The sequence below is a fragment of the Geodermatophilus sp. SYSU D00663 genome (assembly GCF_054050655.1).
Genome location: NZ_JBJGZT010000010.1, coordinates 41,039 through 61,114, shown reverse-complemented (window position 1 = coordinate 61,114; position 20,076 = coordinate 41,039). Strand labels below are relative to the sequence as shown.

The 20,076-nt window shown below is 72.5% G+C and carries 13 protein-coding genes and 2 pseudogenes; 11 read left to right on the top strand and 4 right to left on the bottom strand.

Features of this window, described 5'->3' with window-relative positions; genetic code table 11:
• The first annotated feature begins 217 nt into the window (after nt 1-217).
• The 4 genes from ACI79Z_RS09830 to ACI79Z_RS09815 all read left to right on the top strand — a co-directional run bounded on the left by ACI79Z_RS09830 (nt 218) and on the right by ACI79Z_RS09815 (nt 7,564).
• On the top strand, nt 218-1,882 hold the full coding sequence (locus ACI79Z_RS09830; protein WP_456902502.1) for an ATP-binding protein: 1,665 nt from the start codon (nt 218-220) through the stop codon (nt 1,880-1,882).
• Between the two features lie 114 nt (nt 1,883-1,996).
• Nucleotides 1,997-3,166 carry an exonuclease SbcCD subunit D gene (locus tag ACI79Z_RS09825; RefSeq protein WP_456902501.1) on the top strand — a complete coding sequence of 390 codons (1,170 nt, stop codon included), beginning with the start codon at nt 1,997-1,999 and terminating at the stop codon, nt 3,164-3,166.
• 25 nt (nt 3,167-3,191) lie between these two features.
• Nucleotides 3,192-6,533, top strand: coding sequence for an AAA family ATPase (locus ACI79Z_RS09820; RefSeq protein ID WP_456902500.1), 3,342 nt, complete (start codon nt 3,192-3,194; stop codon nt 6,531-6,533).
• Entirely contained in the window at nt 6,530-7,564 is a 1,035-nt protein-coding gene (locus tag ACI79Z_RS09815) for a hypothetical protein (RefSeq protein WP_456902499.1), read from the top strand. The genes ACI79Z_RS09820 and ACI79Z_RS09815 overlap by 4 nt, the downstream gene beginning before the upstream one ends.
• A 285-nt stretch (nt 7,565-7,849) precedes the next feature.
• Here the strand turns inward: ACI79Z_RS09815 and ACI79Z_RS09810 are convergent, their stop codons facing one another.
• Nucleotides 7,850-8,806 carry a phospholipase D family protein gene (locus ACI79Z_RS09810; RefSeq protein WP_456902498.1) on the bottom strand — a complete coding sequence of 319 codons (957 nt, stop codon included), beginning with the start codon at nt 8,804-8,806 and terminating at the stop codon, nt 7,850-7,852.
• Between the two features lie 91 nt (nt 8,807-8,897).
• Here ACI79Z_RS09810 and ACI79Z_RS09805 point away from each other — a divergent pair.
• Nucleotides 8,898-9,023, top strand: a pseudogene (locus ACI79Z_RS09805) (IS481 family transposase); the annotation flags it as partial.
• A 684-nt stretch (nt 9,024-9,707) separates the two neighbouring features.
• Complete coding sequence (locus tag ACI79Z_RS09800) at nt 9,708-9,953, top strand: hypothetical protein (RefSeq protein ID WP_456902497.1); 246 nt, start codon at nt 9,708-9,710, stop codon at nt 9,951-9,953.
• A 683-nt stretch (nt 9,954-10,636) separates the two neighbouring features.
• Here the strand turns inward: ACI79Z_RS09800 and ACI79Z_RS09795 are convergent.
• Nucleotides 10,637-12,199: pseudogene (locus ACI79Z_RS09795) on the bottom strand (IS701 family transposase).
• 52 nt (nt 12,200-12,251) lie between these two features.
• A complete protein-coding gene (locus ACI79Z_RS09790) occupies nt 12,252-13,052 on the bottom strand; it encodes a sacsin N-terminal ATP-binding-like domain-containing protein (RefSeq protein ID WP_456902567.1) in 801 nt (266 codons plus the stop codon).
• Between the two features lie 1,733 nt (nt 13,053-14,785).
• Here ACI79Z_RS09790 and ACI79Z_RS09785 point away from each other — a divergent pair.
• From ACI79Z_RS09785 to ACI79Z_RS09770, 4 genes are all read left to right on the top strand, one after another.
• The gene (locus ACI79Z_RS09785) at nt 14,786-15,124 is read left to right on the top strand and encodes a hypothetical protein (RefSeq protein WP_456902496.1); all 339 of its coding nucleotides are present in this window, start codon (nt 14,786-14,788) and stop codon (nt 15,122-15,124) included.
• A 903-nt stretch (nt 15,125-16,027) separates the two neighbouring features.
• Nucleotides 16,028-16,426 (top strand): GIY-YIG nuclease family protein, encoded by a 399-nt coding sequence (locus ACI79Z_RS09780; protein ID WP_456902495.1) that lies wholly within the window; start codon nt 16,028-16,030, stop codon nt 16,424-16,426.
• 58 nt (nt 16,427-16,484) lie between these two features.
• A complete protein-coding gene (locus tag ACI79Z_RS09775; RefSeq protein WP_456902494.1) occupies nt 16,485-17,768 on the top strand; it encodes a DNA sulfur modification protein DndB in 1,284 nt (427 codons plus the stop codon).
• A 439-nt stretch (nt 17,769-18,207) separates the two neighbouring features.
• On the top strand, nt 18,208-18,462 hold the full coding sequence (locus ACI79Z_RS09770) for a hypothetical protein (RefSeq protein WP_456902493.1): 255 nt from the start codon (nt 18,208-18,210) through the stop codon (nt 18,460-18,462).
• A 77-nt stretch (nt 18,463-18,539) separates the two neighbouring features.
• Here the strand turns inward: ACI79Z_RS09770 and ACI79Z_RS09765 are convergent, their stop codons facing one another.
• On the bottom strand, nt 18,540-18,737 hold the full coding sequence (locus tag ACI79Z_RS09765) for a hypothetical protein (protein WP_456902492.1): 198 nt from the start codon (nt 18,735-18,737) through the stop codon (nt 18,540-18,542).
• A 349-nt stretch (nt 18,738-19,086) separates the two neighbouring features.
• On the opposite strand from ACI79Z_RS09765, the gene ACI79Z_RS09760 reads away from it, so the two are divergent.
• Nucleotides 19,087-19,284: a hypothetical protein gene (locus ACI79Z_RS09760; RefSeq protein WP_456902491.1), complete on the top strand. Its 198-nt coding sequence runs from the start codon at nt 19,087-19,089 to the stop codon at nt 19,282-19,284.
• Nucleotides 19,285-20,076 lie beyond the last annotated feature (792 nt).

Sequence of the window (20,076 nt, the reverse complement as noted above, 5' to 3'; positions counted from 1 at the left end):
GCCGGGGGGCCGCCCCCTTCCCCTACCGTCGTCCTCCGCGCCGAGAGCGCGTGCCATTACCGATCGCCCGAGGAGTGCCGTGACCGGCCCTGCCGAGACCGTTCCGACTGCGACCCGAGCGGAAGGAGCGTCCCCTGCCCCGGCCGTCGGGCTGGTACTCGGCACCGAGGACGCCACTCCGCTGAGGTTTCACGTCACCATCGCCGAGGGGCAGTACTTGCAGCTCGACGACGTGGTCGTCACCGCCCGCTGGGTTCCCGGCCTGGGCCCGGTGATGATCGCCGGTGTCGTCACCGAGGTGAAGGCCCGGCATGAGGGCGCGTTCTTCGCCTCCGACGTGGAGCTCATCGAGGACTCGATCCTGCCCGCCCGCGTCGTCGAGATCGCCGAGGTGACCACCACCCGGGTCGAGCCGGAGATGTATGTGCCGCCCCGCCCGGGCGAGCCGGCGGGGCGGGCGACCGGCGCCGAACGCGCGCAGGCGCTGTACTTCGACCAGATGGACCGCAAGCTCCCCGTCGGGCTCGGCCGCGACGGCGAGATCGTCTACCTCAACCTCGACTTCGTCGACGGCACCCGCGGCGCGCACATCTCCATCTCCGGCATCTCCGGCGTGGCGACCAAGACCAGCTACGCGCTGTTCCTGCTGCACGCGCTGTTCTCCTCCCGCGCCCTCGGCGCCGGTTCGCACAACGCGAAGGCGCTCATCTTCAGCGTCAAGGGCGAGGACCTGCTCTTCCTCGACCACCCCAACGTCCGGCTCGAGGACCCGCGCACCGGCGACGACCTGCGCGCCGCCTACGCCCGCCTCGGCCTGTCCGCGCAGCGGTTCGAGTCGGTCGGCTTCTTCTCGCCGCCGCGGCCGGGCGACACCTCCGGCCGGCCGGACGTGGTCGGCCGCACCTCCGGGGTGGCCGCGTTCTGGTGGACGCTGGCCGAGTTCTGCGCGGGTGACCTGCTGCCCTACGTGTTCGCCGACGCCGAGGACGAGCGCGCCCAGTACACGATGGTGATCCACCAGGTCGCCGCGCAGCTGCGCGCCCAGGCGGTGCCGGCCGGCCGGGACGGGGCGGTGAGCATCGACGGGGTCACCTGCCGCACCTACGCCGAGCTCGTCGACCGGGTCGCGGACCTCCTCGACAACGACACCACCCGCATCACGTGGGCCGGCGCCGCGGTCGGGCAGGGCACCGTGAACGCGTTCCTCCGGCGGCTGCGCTCCTCGCAGCGGGCGCTGGGCCCGATCATCCGCGGCGACGTGCCCGACCCCGGTGAGTCCCGCCGGGTGTCGACGGCCAACCAGCAGGTGACCGTCGTCGATCTGCACAACCTGCCCGAGCGGGCGCAGCGGTTCGTCGTCGGTGTCGTGCTCGCCGCCGAGAAGACCCGCAAGGAGGCCGCCGGGGCCGGCAGCCTGCTGTTCACCATGATCGACGAGCTGAACAAGTACGCCCCCCGCGAGGGCTCCAGCCCGATCAAGGACGAGCTGCTCGACATCGCCGAGCGCGGCCGCAGCCTCGGCATCATCCTCATCGGCGCGCAGCAGACTGCCAGCGAGGTGGAGCGGCGGATCGTGTCCAACTCCAGCGTCCGCATCGTCGGACGCCTCGACCCGGCCGAGGCCGGCCGTCCCGAGTACGGCTTCCTGCCGGCCAGCCAGCGCACCCGCGCGACGCTGGCCAAGCCCGGCACGATGTTCGTCTCCCAGCCGGAGATCCCCGTGCCGCTGGCCGTGGAGTTCCCGTTCCCGGCATGGGCGACCCGGGCCAGCGAGTGCGGCACCCCACCTCCCGCGCCGGCGACCCGGCCGTCCGGATCGGTGTTCGGGCGGCTGCCCGGCGCGCCGGCCGACGACCTCGACGACGACCCGCCGCCGTTCTGACCGCCCCAGCCCGGGCGTGAGTTTCCGATCCTGTCGGACCGGGCTGCCATCCTCCGCGCCGCGCACGCCCGCCGTCCCATCCCCCGTTCCCACCCGGCCGAGGAGCTCGAGCACGTGAAGCTGCTGCACACCTCCGACTGGCACGTCGGCAAGACACTGCGCGGCCGCAGCCGGCTCGACGAGCAGCGCGACGTCCTGCGCCAGATCGTGCGCATCGCCCGCGACCAACAGGTCGACGCCGTCCTGGTCGCCGGCGACCTGTGGGACACCGCCACCCCGTCGGCCGACGCACAGAGCCTGGTCGTCCGGGCGCTGCTCGCGATGCGCGACAACGGCGCGCACGTCGTCGCGATCGCCGGCAACCACGACCACCCCGGGAGCCTGGACGCGTGGCGGCCGCTGGCCGACGTCGCCGGCATCACCCTGGTCGGCACCGTCCGCGACGCCGACCACGGCGGCGTGATCCGCCTGACCGGCCGCGACGGCGCCGAGCGGCTCAACGTCGCGGTGCTGCCGTTCCTGTCCCAGCGGTACGCCGTGCGCGCCGCGCAGCTGGTCGCCGCCACCCCGGCGGAGAACTCCGGTTCCTACGACCAGATGGTCCGCGACGTGCTCGGCAGCCTGGCCGCCGGGTTCACCGACGACGCGGTCAACGTCGTCATGGCGCACCTGACCGTCACCGGCGGCCAGCTCGGCGGCGGCGAGCGGGAGGCGCAGTCGATCTTCGAGTACTACGTGCCCGCCACCGCCTTCCCGGCGACCGCGCACTACGTCGCGCTCGGGCACCTGCACCGCCGGCAGACCCTCCCGGCGCCCACCCAGGTCGTGTACTCCGGGGCGCCGCTGGCCGTCGACTTCGGCGAGCAGGACAACACCCCGGTGGTGTGCCTGGTCGAAGCCACGCCGACCACCCCGGCCCGGGTCACCGACGTCCCGATCACCGCCGCCCGCCGGCTGCGCACCGTCACCGGCACCGTCGCCGAGCTGACCGCCCGGGCCGCCGAGTTCGGCGAGGACTACCTCCGGGTCGTCGTCCGCGAGCCGGCCCGCGCCGGGCTGCGCGAAGACCTCACCGAGGCGCTGCCCCACGCGCTGGAGATCCGCATCGACCCGGAGTTCGCCGCGCCGCTGCACACCGGCCGCGCCTCCATCGAGCGCATCGGCCGCTCCCCCGGCGAGCTGTTCGCCGAGTACTGCGCCGGCCACGGCGTGGCCGACGAGCGGGTGCAGAAGCTGTTCGCCGAGCTGCACGACGAGCTGACCACCGCCGACCCGCTGGCCTGACACCGAGCGAGACAGGAGACCCGCCATGCGCCCGGTGCGGCTGCACATGGACGGCTTCGGCAGCTTCCGCGAGCCGACCACCGTCGACTTCACCGACACCGACTACTTCGCCCTCGTCGGCCCCACCGGCGCGGGCAAGTCCACCGTCATCGACGCGATCACCTTCGCGCTCTACGGCACCGTCCCCCGGTGGGACAACCGGCGGGTCGTCGGGTGGGCGCTGTCGCCGAACGCCGCCCGCGGCGTCGTCGAGCTCGTCTTCGACGCCGACGGCGACCGGTACACCGTCGCCCGCGAACTGCGGCGCACCAAGAGCGGCGTGACCCAGAACGCCCGCCTCGAGCGGTTCGCCGACCCCGCCGACGCGCTCGACCCGGCCACCGCGGTCGACGCGGTCACCGAGTCCCTGGCCACCGACTCCGGCGTCACCGCCGCCGTCGAGGAGCTCCTCGGACTGTCCTTCGACCACTTCACCCAGTGCGTCGTGCTGCCCCAGGGGGAGTTCGCCGCGTTCCTGCGGGCCAACCCCTCCGCCCGCCGCGACACCCTGCTCAAGCTGCTCGGCGCCGACCTGTACAAGGACATCGGGCAGCGCGCCAACGCCCGGGCGGCCACCGCCGCCACCCGCGCGGCCACCCTGGCCGAGCAGCTGACCCGGTTCGGCGACGCCACCGCCGACGCACAGGCCGCCGCCGAGGCCCAGGTCGCCGCGCTCGCCGACCTCGCCGCCACGGTCACCGGCGCGCTGCCGCGGCTCGCCGACGCGGAGACGGCGCGGGCCGCCGCGCGGGCCGAGGTCACCCGGCTGGCCGCCGAGGCGGACCGGCTCGCCGCGCTCACCCCGCCCGCCGACCTGGACGGCCTGGACGCCCAGCTGCGCGCCGCCAGCGGCGCCGCCGAGGCCGCCGCCACGGCCGAGGCCGCGGCGGAGACCGCGGACGACGAGGCCCGCAAGACGCTGGCCGCCGCCCCGGCGAAGGCACCGCTGGAGCGGGCCCGCGCCGACCACGCCGAACACGCCCGGCGACGTGCCGTCCTGCCGGAGGCCACCGACCGCGCGGCCGCGGCGCAGGCCGCGCGGGAGGCCGCCCGCGCCGCGGCGACCATCGCCGACGCCGCGCTGGAGGCCGCCCGCGCCGCGCGCACGGACGCCGCCGCCGCGGCGCAGGCCGCCGACGCCGCGGTCGATCGGCTGGAGGACGAGCTGCGGCGGCTGACCGGCGTGACGGTCCCCGAGGAGCTGACCGCGCACGACCAGCGCCTGCAGGCCGCGACCGAGACGGCTGCGACCGCCGCCGAGCGGCTGACCCGCGCCGAGACCGCCGAGGCCGGCACCCGCACCGCCCTCCAGGCGGCCGGGTCCCGCGCACCGCTGGAGCGGGCACAGGCCGCGATCGGTGAGCTCGGGCGCGCCCGCGCCGCCCTGGCCCCGCGGGAGCGCGAGCGGGACACCGCCGACGCCGAACTCACCGACGCCCGCGGGCGGCTGGCACGCGCCGAGGAGACCGCGCGGGCCGCGCACGCGCAGCTCGACGCGGCCGCGGTGGCGCACCGGGCGGCCACGCTGCGTCCCCACCTGGTCGCCGGCGCCCCGTGCCCGGTGTGCGAGCAGCCGGTGGCCACCGTGCCCGGCCCGGCCGAGGCGCCGGAGCTGCACGCCGCCGAGCGAACCGCCACCGAGGCCAACACCGCCCGGGACCGCGCCCGCGACGCCGTCCGCGCGGCGGAGGCCCGCGCCGCGCACGCCACCGCGCAGCTGACCGCCGCCGGCGACGCGGCCGGCGCCCACGCCGCGGCGCTGAGCGAGGCGCTCACCACCGCCGGACTGCCCGCCGACGCCGACATCGCGGCCGTCCGCGCCGCGCTCGGCCGGCTCGACGAGCTCGAGCGGGCGCTCGCCGACGCCGCCGTGCGGCTGCGGTCGGCCCGCGAGGCCGACACCGCCGCGCGCGGCGAGCTGCGCCGCGCCGAGGCCGCCGGCAGCGCGCTGCAGGCCCGGTTCACCGCCGTCCGGGACCCGCTGGTGGAGCTCGGCGCACCGGCCGCGACCGGAGCGCTGCTGCCGGCGTGGACCGCGCTGGCCACCTGGGCCGACGAGCAGGCCGCGGCGCGCACGCTGGCGCTGGCCGACGCCCGCGCCCGCGCCGCGGACGCCGGCACGACCCTGGCCGCCGCGACGCGAGCGTTCGCCGCCGCCGAGGACCAGGCGGACACCGCCCGCCGCCGCGCCGCCGCGGCCGCCGGCGACGCCGGGCGCGCGGCCGCCGAGCTCGAGCAGCTGCAGGGCCGCCTGGCCGAGCTCGACGCGGCGCTGGCCGGCGCCCCCACCGACGAGGAGGCGGCCGCGGCGCTGGCCGAGATCACCGGCCTGGAGGTCGCCGCGGCCGGCGCCGCCGAGCGGCTCACCGCCGCCCGCGCCGCCCACCGGCGGGCGAAGGCGACGCTGGCCGAGCTGTCCGGCCGGGTCGAGCAGGCGTGGCGGGCGCTGCGCGCCGCCCGCGACCGGCTGGTTCCCCTGGGCGCCCCGGAGCTGCCCGGCGGCGACGTCCTCGCCGGCTGGGCGGCGCTGACCTCCTGGGCGGGCACCGAGGCCGGCGCCCGGCGGGAAGCGCTGCCCAACGCGCAGCAGGCGGTCACCGACGCCGAGGCGCACCGCGCCGCCGTCGGCCGGGAGATCACCGCGGCGCTCGGCGCCGCCGAGGTGCCCCTCCCGGCCGGCGACGTGCCACTGGCCACCGCCGCACCGGCCGCGGTCGCCGCCGCCCGCGCCGACGCCGCCGGCGAGGTCCGCCGCATCACCGAGCGGCGGGCGGAGGCCGCCGCGCTGACCGACCGGCACGGCGCCGCGGTCGAGGAGGAACGGGTCGCCAAGACCCTGGGTAACCTGCTGCGCAGCAACCAGTTCCCCGCCTGGCTGGAGGCCGCCGCGCTCGACTCCCTCGTGGTGGCGGCGTCGGCCAGCCTCGCGCAGCTGTCCGGCGGGCAGTACGAGCTCACCCACGAGGGCGGCGACTTCCACGTCGTCGACCACGCCGACGCCGACGCCACCCGCAGCGTGCGCACCCTGTCCGGCGGGGAGACCTTCCAGGCGTCGCTGGCGCTGGCGCTGGCGCTGTCCGACCAGCTGTCCACCCTCGCCGCCTCGGGCGCCGCCCGGCTGGACTCGCTGTTCCTCGACGAGGGCTTCGGCACCCTGGATGAGTCCACCCTGGAGACCGTCGCGGCCACCCTGGAGAACCTGGCCACCTCGGGTGACCGGATGGTCGGCCTCATCACCCACGTCGCCGCCCTCGCCGAGCGGGTGCCGGTCCGCTACGCCGTCCGCCGCACCGCCCGCACCTCCACCATCGCCCGGGAAACCGCATGACGGAACCCGCCGACCCGCTGCCCAGCGCCGGCCCGACCACGGCACCGGCGCGGATGCGGTTCACCGTGGACGCGTGGGACCCCGCCTACGGCACCTCCAGCGAGCTGGAGGACGAGCTCGGCGAGTCCACCGCCCGCATCGACGTCGACGTCGAGCGGTCGGCAGCGGCGTGGGCGCCGATCGACGCCGCCCCCGGCACACCGCAGCCCGAGGCGGTGCTGTTCGTCGACGGGGTGCGCCGCATCGAGGCGCGGCTGTGGATCGACGACGTGGCCGCCGGCGGGCCAGCCACCGAGGCGTCCGCCGCGCTGGCCGCCTCCTACGCCGCCGGCGTGGTCTGCTGCTGCAAGTCCGGCGCGCACCACCTCGTGTCCCAGACCCGGCGGGGGCTGTTCACCATCGCCGCGCACGCGGTCGACGTGACCACCCGCGCCGGCACCTACCTCGCCTGCCGCACCGCGCCCGGCGCGGCGACGCCGCTGTCGGTGACCCTGTCCCAGGCGCTGCAGCGGCGCCTCGGCGAGCTGGAGCTGCAGGTCGCCGTCGACGCCCGCGCCGGCCTGGCCGCCCACGGCGTCGGCGACGACGACCTGCTCGTCGTCGACGGGCCGCTGCGCGGCCGCACCCACCTGCCCCGGGCGCTCGGGTTCATCAAGAGCCACCGGTCGGCCTACCTGCCGCCGGCGCTCCACGCGATGGTCGGGCGGCTGACCGCCGGGCAGCGCACCCCGGTGTTCCTCATGGGCACCAGCTGGGACCGGCACGCCTGGTACCTGCGGCTGCCGTGCCTACCCGGCTCCCCGTGGGCCGGCGTCGTCCGGGTGGAGTGCTCGGCCGACCTGCCCACCGCGGAGGTCGTCGCGCTGGCCACCGCCAGCCAGGTCACCCTGTGCCGGTACGCGTCGACGGAGTACAAGGACACCCGCGCGCCGCAGAACCTGGTCCCGATCGCGGGCCTGGAACGGGAGCTGCGCCGCCGCCTCGGCGACCCGCGGCTGCTGCACCGCGCGCTGCGGGCTGCCTCCGCCTGACGCGTCACCCGATCCGCCGCCGCGGGTTGGTGACAGCCCGCCGTCGCATCTCGGTGCCGCCGGTGCATCGCCAAGCTGACCGAGCTCGTCGAGGGCCTGCTTGAGATGTCGCGATCTACCAGCGCGCTCGGGACCGGGGCGCCCGACATCCGCACGCCGTTCGCATCCTCGCCCGAGCCTGGTGCCGGGTCGTCTGGCGCTGCTGGACCGACGGCATCGCCTACGACCCCGCCTGCCACGGCGGCCTACAACAGCTACTGGCCGCCGCGGGTTGACACAAGGCTCTCAGGCTTCGTCCAGCATCCCGGCGGTGCCCTTGTCCACTTCGAAGATCTGGAAGACGGCGTTGACGACATCCGCGACGGCCGTGGAGGACCCCATCTCCAGGCGTCGACCGGTGCGGACTAGGACCTCGCGGCGCAGCTCGGCCCAGGACCTCCCCGAAGCGGCGGGGGTGCGCCACCAGAACACCCACTGCTTGGAGCTGCCGCCGACGGGCGCCGCGTCGAAGCACAATGCGGGCGGTTCGGCCACCCACCTGTCTTCGTCGCCCTCGTCCCCGCGGGCGACCCAGACGCACCGGGCGCCTGGCCGCCACGCCCCCTCCGGCCCCCACGAATACCCGACTGTCCCGGCGGCCTGCTCCAAGTCCTCCCCGCGCGCACGCCGCTGCCGCTCCGCGGCCCTGGTGACCGAAGGCGGCTCGGGGTCGCCGTAGGAGTACAGGAAGAGACGGTCGGTGGCCCTGGCCGCACGCCCCGCGGCTCCGTCCGGCCGTGGGGGCCGGAACTTCGTCTTCGCCCAGACCACGTAGTCCTCGTCCACGAGCGTGCTGTCGGAGTCGGCGGTCAGGCCGCGGACGAACGCTCGAAGCTCCCGCACCTGTGCGGCCTCGGTGGCGATGATGCCGGCCTCCGCCTGACGCACCGCCGAGGCGGACGCATTGGCCGAGCCGACGAATGCCGCGTCGCCGCCGACGTAGATCTTCGCGTGGAGCCGAGGATGCGACCGCACACGCACTCCTCGCTCCAGGAACACCTGAAGCGCGTCGGGGCTGGTGGCCCCGGACTTCAGGGCGCGCAGGCTGGCATCGCAGACCAGTAGGTCATCCCGACCGAGGGTGGCCAGCAGGTCCGGGGCGTCGGAGCCGAGGAAGGCGACGGCGACCAGTTTGCGCTTGCGTGTCTTCAGCACTGCCGTGATGGCGGGCCAGACATCGGTTCCCGTGACGATGCGCGACACGTCGCCATCCTCGTCCGCGGCGTGGATGCTCGTGTCCAGGCGCGAGCTTCGTAGGTCGGCATGCTGGGCCTTCGCCCGCATGTTCCGCACCGAGTCAGCCCGCCGCAAGGCACTGCCGGCCCGGCTGCACGAGTACAACCATCACCGGCCCCACACCGCGATCGGATGTCACCCACCCATCACGCGCCTGAACAACCTCGCTGGGCAGTACAACTAGGTCAGGCGGAGGCCCCCGTATGTCCAGGTCAGCGCGGGAGTCTCCGACGGTCGCGCTAGCAGGCGGCGGTCGCCCGACTCCGCGAGAGGTCTCAGGCAGCTGCGCCTGGGCCGGGAGAAGCGGCTGAGGGGCTTGGCGCTGGCTTGCGAGTCGGCTTGGGGGGCGCTCGTCGTCCGAGGGCCCCCGGCCGGCCTGTTTCGACCCCATCGCCATTCGGGTGAGGCGTGTAGCTTTCGCGCTGGCCGTACCGATCACGAGGGACCGATGTCTGAGCCAGTCGACACCGTGCACACCGAGCCGTTGCCGACCAAGCCGAGCCGACGAACAGGCAAGTGCGCGGGATGCCTTGAGTCCGTACCACTCGAACGCGGCAGCGGCATCGTTCTGCCGCACGGAACAAGACGCTGTGCTGGGACGGGCAAGCTGCCCATCCACAGGACCGACCCCGGGCGATGGATACTGCGCATCGCGGCGGCTGGCGTGGCACTCACGTCGATCGTGTGGGGCTTTTCCTCCTGTGGCGATTCGAGTCACGAGGCGAACTCCGCGGCCGAGGAGCGACCAAGCGGGACCGACTCCGGTCCCGACGGAGAATTGCCCTCCGCGCCACCGCCAACCCCGACGGACGCGGACGATTCTGGGTCGATCGCGGACCTTCTGGCCAGCCGCGGCGTCACTGACCTAATGGTCCGCCAGCTGGGCACCAAGGCCGACGAGACCGGATATGGCCTTGCGCCCGGCACTCCCCTGCCCTTCGAACAGGCGCAGAGTTTCGCGGCGATCATCGTGCCCGTCTGCGACAAGGTCGCAGACGGGCAGACGACCTGGTCCGCACAGACCGCTCAGGACGTCGCCGATGGAGCGCCCCCCACGGACGCCCGGGAGATGAACGGCTACCTGCGAGACGTCTTCTGTCCGCAGCTCTCGTAAGAGCGACCGAGGTCGCGCGTTTGCTGACCACGGGCCCGCGTCTTGCGCGCCTTCGGCGCGCTCCGCGGCTGCCGGGTCGCCTCCGTCACCAGGGTGGCCTGCGCCCGATCGGCGAGCAGCCGCGCGTGGACGACCTCCGAGTCGTGCACCGCCCCGGACAGCTGCTGCTCGAGGGCGTGCCGGCGCGCCAAGGAGTCCCAGGCCCCGGCGCCGTCCTAGGCGCGCTCCCGGACGACGTCGGCGGTCACGACGGCCGCCGCCGTCCCTTCCTCGGCCGGCCGGCGCTGCCGCTGGGCCAACTGCCCGGCATCGGCCACGTCCTCCGGGTCCACCCCGTACCGAGCCCGCACCTCCTCGGCCATCCGCCGGGCGGCCGCCTCCGCTCGGTCGTCGTCCGCCCGCCACGCGGTGGCCGCCTGCCAGGCCCCCGCGATGTCCTCCAGGGGAGGCCTGCGTCCACCACTCGGGTCGCCCGGTCCCCTGCAGCAGCGCGACGTCGGCCCGCCGCTCGGCGCCGAGCCGGGCCTGCAGCGTCCGGGCCTCGGCCAGCGACTGCGCCTCGGCGCGGCGCAGCTCCTGTTCGCGCCGCCGCGCGAGGTGCTCGGCCCACTGGCCGGCCGCGGTGACCACGACCCGCGCCACCGAGCTGAGCGCCTCGTCGATGGCGTCGCCCTCCGCGTAGCTCACCGCTGCGCTCCTCTCTCCTGCCCCGTCGACCGCGCCGCGGTGCTCCTCCGTGCGCGCTGCAGATCGGTGGGCAGCACGCTGCCCACCGGCCGCCCCGCGGGGGCTGGTCCGTACCGGGCGGCGCGGTCGTCGGAGGACGCGCGCACCAGGGCGACGGGGAGGGCCGCCACCACGGTCTGCAGCGCGCCGCGGACCGCCGCGGCGAGCTCCGCGGCGCGCTGCGCCTGCCCGGCCGCCAGATGGGCGTCGTGCATCGCCTTCGCGGTGTTCAGCAGCTGACGGACCGGCACCGCCTGGGCTACGGGCCCCCGGCCGCCATGGCCAACCGAGGCCAGCAGCAGCGCGGCCCCGCGCGCGGACGGCCCCCGCCGCGGCTCCCGGACCTCGTGCGCCCGCAGCTGCGCCGAGCGGGCGAGGGCGTCCGCGGTCGCCGCCAGCGGCCCCGGCCGGTCCCCCTCCACCGCCCGGGACCAGGCCGCGAAGGCGCCGGCCGTCTCACCGGCGACCCGCGCCCAGGTCGCCCCGTCCTCGACCGGCACCGACCGCAGCCAGTCCCGCAGCGACCCGACCTCGGCGGTGTACCGCTCCCACGCCTCCGGGGTGAGCTCGGCGGTGTACCGCTCCCACGCCTCCGGGGTGAGCTCGGCGGTCTCCCGCTCCGGCGCCGCCGGGCGGCGGTGCCGTCGGGCGGCGCTCCACTCCGCGGCCGCCGCGGCTGCGGACTGTGACGTGTCCTCCCAGCTCTGCCGCAGCCGGACCAGCGTCAGGTCACGGGCCAGCGTGCCGCCGCCGAACCCGACCGGCCGCTCGGCTCTGGCCGACCGGGAGGCCACCGAGTAACCGACCACGACGCTATCGGTGCGGGCAGTAAAGACGTAGCGGCTGCCGAGTGCGGCGATGCCGGCCCGGAAGGCGGCGTTGGTGCCGTAGCCGGCGTCGGCGACCACCACCGGCGGGACCCGGCCCCAATCGGCCAGCTCGGTGAGCATGTCCAGCGCCAGCCGCCACTTCGGTCGGTGCCGCACGCCCTCGGGAATGCCGGCCCGGGCCCGCCGCACCCGGATTGCCGCCGCGGCCTGCTCATCGGCCACCTCCGCGTCGCCCCAGCCGGCCGGCAGGAACAGTCGCCAGGAAAGCGGGCAGGAGGCGGCGTCGGTGACCGCGTGCACCGAGACGCCGATCTAGCAGTTGGCGACCTTGCCCAGGGTCCCGGAGTACTGCTGGGCCACTCCCGGCGAGGCGGTGCCGAACTTGGGAAAGCCGGTGTCGTCGACCACCGACGCATCCGGGCCGATCACCTCGACCGCGCGGCGGGCCAGCCGCTTACGGACCTCGGCCACCGGCCAGGTGGAGGAGGAGACGAACTGCTGCAGCCCCTGGTGATCCACCCCGAGGCGCTCGGCCATCGGCTGCATCGACTTGCGCCGCCCGTCCAGCAGCAGCCCGCGCAGGTACGTCACGCCCTTGCCCCGCTGATCCGAGCGCACCAGCGGCGCGAACACCTCCGCGGCGAACTCCTCCAGCCGCCCACGGACCGCGGCCAACTCCTCCGGAGTCATCCACTCATCGCAGCGCCACCGACCAAGGCGGACAAGAGCTAACGAAGCACTACTAGTCGCGATCCCGATCCGGGCGACGACGTCGTCGAGACCACCGTCGCCCGCCTAATTCAGCTGCTCCGGGACTTCGGTCGGCGGCCGGCTCCCCCAGCGCTGGGCATGCAGCCGAGCGGATGTGGTCGCGCCACAGCGCGCTGGCGTGCTCGGCATCGCTGGCCTCAACCTGCTCCATGGCGCCGTCAATCTGTCCATGCGCTGCCGCGGCCGGTCGGGTTTCGCCAGCGAGCGCCCGCGCAGCGGCGCCAGCCGCGTCCGCAGCAGCCGCGCCTGGCCGTGCAGCCCCTCGGTATCGGCACCGTGGTGGAGCACCGCGTAGAACTCGGTCTGCGCCCCAGCATCTCGGCACGTCACCGCGCCCCCAGCGCCACGACGAGGGTGACGGCCCGGGACGTGAATCCTGAGCCTCCCTCGACCGCGGAAGAGACGTTTCGAGGGGCCACGAGTACAGCTCCGGGGTCGACGACACCTCGAGCACGGACTTGAAGCCGATGCCCTTGTGCCCGATGGCCTCACCCTGCGCCTTGGTGGACCGCCCGATGTGGCCCAGGGAGTCGAGCACGACCGTCGCCGGGAAGGGCTCCCCCCGGTTGGCGACCACCAAGGCGGGACCGTGGGAGTCGACGACGATCCGGACCCCGGACCGGTCGCCGGTGGTGTCCGCGTTCCGCCAGGCGTCGGCGGCGTTCTGCAGCAGCTCGATGAGGAAGCGGCCGTGATACTCGCGCCCCAGCAGACGCTCGGCCCGCGCGAACGAACAGGTCGTCTGTACCTGCTCCGCAGTCCGGTGGACCATCCGCTCGCCGACTCGTCGCTCTATGAGGGCGCGCTGAGTAGCGCCCTCCTCACCCCCGTGAAGCACTGCGCGAGTATGGCCGGGCAGGCTGGGCGAAGAGCGGAGTCTCGGCGCGGGGGCCGGTGCTGCACCCTCGGGCGCGCTCTTGAGCGGATGGGCCGGGCGTTGAGGGAACTGGATCCGGCAGCGCATCCGTTCGCGTGGCCGGCCGTGTCGCCTAACCGCGTGACGGCAACTGGTGGTGCGCCCCATCACCGCGGTGCGGGGCATCCTGATCAAGCTTAGGGCCGCCCATCGGTTCACTGAGTCGGGCGTTGTCGCCAGGCCCGTCGCCGCGCCGGTGTTCGAGTCGGTTGTCAACGTCAGCCGCGGCCCCGATTCGGCGCCAGAGGGCGGGCCTAGGAGATGTCGGTGCTGGACCTCCAGGATCCGGCCTCAAGTTCCTCACATGACATCCCCAGGGCGCGGCGCCTGGTGACGTCCGTCAGCGACGTCCAGTGACCTTGGTAGAGGTCACTGGACGTCCAGTGACCTTGGTAGAGGTCGGGCTTGCCATTACGAGTCCTCCGAGCGCGCCGACATGAGGGAACTTCCCCCTCCAGCGCCGCCGCAAGCGCGAGTGGGGGTGTTGAAAGACATGACCCCGCCCTGACTTGGTACTGAACATCTGATACTGCTCGAGGGTCACACCTCTCAAGCTGACAATGCAGATCGATTTGCACCACTGGCTCCGAACGCCCCGGCCCAACGATATGGCCACGAACATGAGCCGAACGGGGCACATCACTCCATCAGCGATCAACGGGCCAGACAGTCACGCCCCCGAACCTCTTCTCCTCGGCGCGACCCGGTACCCCACCAATAGTCACCGCCCCGTCGGTGGCCAGCGGGCACAGACTTTCATCGTCGGCGTGGTAGGCGAGCAGGCCGCCGGAAAGGGACGCATTCCCCAAGCCGACCTTTCGGTCGTGCGAGCAGTAAGCACGCCGAACGCAAGCCGGACAGAATGCCGCTGCGTACCGCGGCGCCGGATCGCCTGGGCCACCGCAGCCCGGGCAGCGGCCCTCTGGATGGCGGGTCCGTGAGTCGCTGCTCTCGCCGCGCACAGGCCACTGCTGTCCCTCAGAACCGGCATCATCCCGAGACGACGGTCGATCGCCGTTGATTGCGTCAAACAGATCACGACCCATTTCAAAGGCCTCCTCCTCCGTAGGAGGCCGACCCTGTGGTCCCGCTACGTAGTGCTTGCCCTGCATGACCTCGGGCGGAGGTGACTGACCCTCCGGCCCTGTCACGTGCTGCTGTGGACTGGAGCTGTCGGGAGACTGTCGGCTCACGGCTTCTTCCTTTCCGTCGCGCCGCCGTTCTACTCGACCGGCCTGCGACGCTCGGGGAACGGTTGGGCTCGCATCACGTGTCGGCCGCCTAGACTGGTAGCTGCGTGGGCCCTTGAACACGTCGAACGTCTTCTATCGGGGCAGCCCAAGCGGAAGCCCGGTGACGATGGCGCTGTCGTCGGGCGCCTCGAGGGCCTCCCTGGGTCGAAGCCAGGCTCTGCCGCGTCGGCTGTGCGCGTACGAGACTTTGATCGACTGGTCAGGCCTAGCGGCCTACCACCAACGTCGCCACCGCCCACCCCCCAATCGAGGGAACTGGTGGCCAGCCACCGAAACGGCCCCTTGGCGGGCAAGCCGCCCAGCGGATGCGCTCTGGACGGCTCAGTAAGAATGCGCATGCAGACGCAGCTCCGCACGTCCGCATCCTTGTCGGCCTTGGAGGACACCATGCCCGCACCTTCGCCGTTCAGCATCCCGCCGTCGGAGATCAATTGGTCATCGCCGTGGTGGACCGCGCTCTGGCACCGGATTGGACATCACAACGTCTGCCCCAGCGAGTGCCCAGCCACCGGCCAGATGCACCCCGACTACCACGCCGCCGAGGCGTGGGCACGCACACTATTGAAGACCGCTGGCTACCAAATCGATTACGCCGATGATATCGACGCGGTTGACATCGCCGAGTCACTCATGACATTGGCGGCACTGTACTGCCCTCAGTTGCGCCGCCGATAGCAGCGAAAGGCGACGCCGAAGGCGCGGCGGAGGGGTAAAGCCCCGGGAAGGGCAGGTAGGAAGGCGAAGAGCTGGCCTCCTAGATGAGGCGGGTGAAGTGACCCCTGCGAGGCGGACACCTCGTTTCGTGTCAGGTAAATGATCTCGTAGGCGGTAAATGTCAGGAACGGGGTGACCCGGTTCAACTCGCGACGTTCGGCGACGAGCGCTACGGGACCCCGGACGGCTCCACGGTGCTCTACGACGACACGCTGAGTGTCTTCTGCTACGCCAAGCGCACTCCCGACGGTGCCCCAATCTCCTCCGAGGTACCCCTCGACGCAGCACCACCGAACCAGGTACCGAGGCACGTCCAAGACGCGCCGAACCGGCGCATGGCCGGATCCGTGACCGCACCGAATGGATGCCGCCTCCACCCGATCCGAACGAGCCGCCGGCGGACCCGGGGGCGCTGCTGACCTTCGATCCGGACGGCGGCCTGCCGCCGCCTGGGCGCCGGGGGCAGCGCGCCCGAGCCGCCGGCCGGTGACGGCGTCGAGATCGTCTGGAAGGTGTTCGCCGGTCCCGCCCGGGACCTGTGGTGGGCCCGTCTGCTCAGCGCGCTGACCCGTGACGGTCGGCCAGCCGACGCCGATGCCGCACATGCTGCACATGCGCGCATATCGTCCGCGGTGTCGCCTACTTGGTCGGTGATCCACACATCGGCGACGTGACCTCCCTCGCGCGGCTTGCTCTCACACCTCACCCAATCGGGCGACTAGCAGCAGACACGCCGCGCGTTGGCGTTGACACCATCTCATGTCTGCGCAAACATCCTCACTAGTCGGTGAGGACACCTGCAGCTACTTAGCAAACAGCTGATGCATCTGCTCCTCCCGAGGCCCTGCCCAAGGAGGAGACAGCATGCCCAAGAGCCCCACGGCGACCGGGGCCGACCTCGCCGACGCCGGATGGAGCGACTGGAGACGCACCGTCGTCCACGAGCCCCCGGCGCTGCACCTGGACGGCACGGTGGCCTACGTCGAGGGCTGGGCGTTGCTCGTCCCCGCCACCAGCGGTGTCTACCTCGTGCATGACCTGCGCGGCTTCCTCTACATCGGCCGCACGCGCAACCTCAACACCCGCTATCGCCAGCACTACTGGGCCACGCACAACGCCAACCTCGTCGTCGCTTTGCGCCACCCCATCGGGCAGACGCAGTTCAGTTGGATCTGCTGCGACGAGACCACGGCCGTCGCTCTCGAACGCGACCTGATCCGCGGCTTCCAGCCCCTGTGCAACGGAGTCCGCTTCGTCCACTGACCCGACCGGTCAGCGCACTACATCTCCCTGCATGACCCACTCACCAGGAGGAATCGCCATGGCCATCACCGTTCCCGCCCTGCGCGGGCAGATGGGCACCATCCAGTTCTACGAGACCAAGATGCGCGCCAGCGAGCTCACCGCCATCTCCCGGCCCGCCAGCGAGGAGGAGAGCTGGGCCACCCTCGACATCGAGGAGCGGCTGCAGCGCGAGCTCAACGACAAGCGGGTGCGGGACGACATCATCCCCTACCTGGCGAAGTCGCCCGACCGGTTCTTCGGGTCCCTGCTCGTGCTCGTCGACAAGCCCGAGCTCTTCGAGTACGAGGGCGCCGGCAAGTACCTGAGCAACAACGTCCCGGCCGCCTACCGCAAGACGCTCGAGCAGATGGGCACCCTCACCATCGAGGGCGGCCGGCTCATCGTCCTCGACGGTCAGCACCGGTGGGCGGCGCTGCGCAGCGTGGTGCAGGGCAAGGACGACAAGGGCAACACCGTCAGCGGGCCCTGCGTCGGTGAGGTTCCCAACGACGAGCTCGTCGTCGTCTTCATCCCCTTCGTCAACAGCGAGACCACTCGCCGGATCTTTAACAAGATCAACAAGAACGCGAAGCCGACGGGGCGCAGCGACAACATCATCACCAGCGAGGACGACGGCAACGCCATCATCGCCCGGCGGCTGCTCGCCGCCGAGCAGCCGCTCGGCGGCAAGTACACCTCCAAGGACGGCAAGGAGGAGCTGCTGGTCAACTGGCGGTCGACGACCATCAGCCCGCGCAGCGCCCAGTGGACGACCATCTCCGCCGTCCACGAGACGGTGATCGACGTCCTCAAGCACCACAAGATCGAGTTCAATGAGAAGGAGCAGATCCACCGGCCCGACGCGGACCTCCTGGACAAGGCCTACGAGCACGTCCACGACTGGTGGACCGCCGTCCTGGAGGGCGTCGACGCCTTCCGGGAGATTCTCAACCACCCCAACCAGGTCGCGCAGATCCGCAAGGACCATCCCGAGTGGGAGCTCCTGCTCAAGCCGGCCACGCACATCGTGCTGTTTAAGGCCCTGATCAAGGCCGTCGACCGCGGCGTCCCGCGCGAGGACGCCATCCGCCGGCTCGGCCGGCTCGACTGGCGCGCAGAGGCCCCGCTGTGGCGGGACATCCTCATCGCGCCCGGCGGTCGGATCATCGCCCGTGCCGAGAACTACGACGTGACCGCCGAGGTGATCGCCTACCTCGTCGGGGGCGAGAGCTCCACTCAGACCGTGCGGGACGAGGTCGCCAAGCGGGTGGCCGACTTCCGTGGCGAGCCCCAGTACACCTTGCCCGACCCGGTCGAGTAACAACGATTCGCCACGGCGAGGCCCCCGCTCTCCGCGCGGCCTCGCCGTGGCAGGTGAACCGGAAGCGGTCAGCCCGATGTCGGGGCCGCGCCGGCTGCCTTCGGTAGCGATCGGCCTTGATGGCAGGCCCAAGCGAGGACGTCCTCCCTGGTCCACACCTTGCCCATCGCCAGTCTCGCCACCGGCGGCGGGAAGTCGTGCTGGTTGACCAGCTGCTGAACGCGCTGGCGACTCACCCCCAGCAGGCCCTCGATCTCCTGAGCGCCGACCAGATCAAGTCGATCCCCCATGGCGGGAGCCTAACCGCCCCTAGTCTCTTGACTAGTATGCCGACTCACGGGACACTAGTCATGTGACTAGTCAAGCCGCAGAGCTAGAGCCCTGGCCGGCGGATGGAACAACCGCCGCCTACGTGCCGCAAAGGCCCTATCCCAACGGCGTGACGCTCTGGCGAAGCAGCCGGTGGCTGGGCAACGGCTTCGGCAACCAGATCCGCTACGTGGCGGTCAGTCCCGGGGGCTACGTCATCGGTCGCTACAGCAGCGAGCGTCACCGCACCAACGCCTGGGTGCTCGACGACCCCGACCTCAGCCCGGAGCGGCAGGGATCTCCGGAGCGTCGATCCACGGTGACGACGCGACTGGTGAAGTGGCGTCGTGCAGTGAAGGGTCTGAGCCGGGAGCAGCTGCCGTAGCTTCACAGGCTCCACCGGGCAGGCTCCCGGCGCATGTGCGGCGTGGGGCTGGATCAGCGGTGGTTGACGCCGGCGCGTTAGGAGCCGATGAGCTTTAGGAGCACCGTGAAGGCGCCGCCCCAGGCCGCCCCTGCCGCGAGCAGCGCGGCGGGCAACGACCTTGCTTCGAGGTAGGTGAGGACCCCGGCCGCGGCCCCGAGGCAGGTTGCCAGGATGAGGATGACTGCGACCCTCAGGGGTAGCAGCCCAGTGTCCTCGCGCCTCTCTTCGTCCATCAAACCTCCTTGAGGTGATCTCGCGGGAGGATGTCGCACCCCAAGTGGTCGGGTGGTACGGATGCCTAGTGTCCCCAGCAACACCATGCATGTTTGCACAGACAGTTGCATGTGTCTACTTGGACACGCAGCGCGTTTGTCTTATGGGGAGGCCTCAGCAAGGCAGCCTGTAGGAGTTGCCGCAAGCGACCGTCGCCGGTCATGTACCTGTGAGTGCGGCGGCGAGTAGATAGTTGGGGAGCGGTCGAGCTCCACCGGCACGACACTGGTCTCGTAGTGGGCAACGCGACGACGGGCCGACGACCTACAGAGACGGTGGATGGTCACCGCCAGCCCTAGGGTTCGAGTCGTGCAGAGCATTCATGACCGCGACGGTCGTCCCATCAAGGAGAACTACACCGCGGTGGCCCAGGCGGATGCAGGCGGTCAGGTCACCGGCCTGGTGGCGGAGATCGACGGCGATCGGATCTGTATCGCCGAGGCGGGCAGCGAGGATCGCGTCTGGGTGCACGCCCGCAACGTGCAGATGGTCGACGGTCCGCAGTAGGCCGCAGCTCGCGAAGCGTCAAGCTGTGGCAGCAGTACACCGCCGATGGCGACTTCGGCCGACACTGCCGAGGGCCGGAGGGAACTATGCGGTGGGCGGCCCTGTGAGACCTGATCGGTGCTCAGGTCGCGGGACAGACGTCCACGGGACTCCAGCTGCAGCACGAGACGCTCAGGCGGTCGGTTCGGCACCGTGTCTGGGTGCCCAACATCATGCGACCAAGCTGCCCCGTTCACGGGGACCGGTACCTGGTGCACTGTCCACCCGATCCGCCCGCGGTGGTCCGGTCTCACCAGTCGGGACGTCCGATGCGGGTAGTTTCCCCAGCTGACAGCGGGCAGTGGCAGTGCATCCGTTACCCGAGGGCAGAGGAGGTCGAGAACTGGGCGGCGCACGGCTTCTCCCGCGACCGCCAGCGTTCACCAGCAGGAGGTGATCGAGACTGGCACCGGGCATCGGGCCCCGGTATCGGGTGGTAGCTGTGGAGGGCGGCGGCGCCGTGGACGGCAGCGGCGGCTCGGGCGATGAGCGGGTGTTCTTCCGGGACGTGAAGCCCTACATGGCGCCGGCGTCGCTGGAGGAGCTGCGCGGCCCGAGCGGTAGGGTGGTCGAGCTGCCGCGCGGTGTCTGGTGGGCGCCCGGCGGTGATCGGATCGACCTGGACGTGCCGGGGGAACGGCGATGGCCGATCAGGCGGTGCTGGCCGAGGGCAGCGTTTCCGACGAGGTCGCGGTGCTGCACCGGGGCCGGCTAGACGAGTTAGTCCTATCGGCCGGCGGGGTCGAAGGCCGC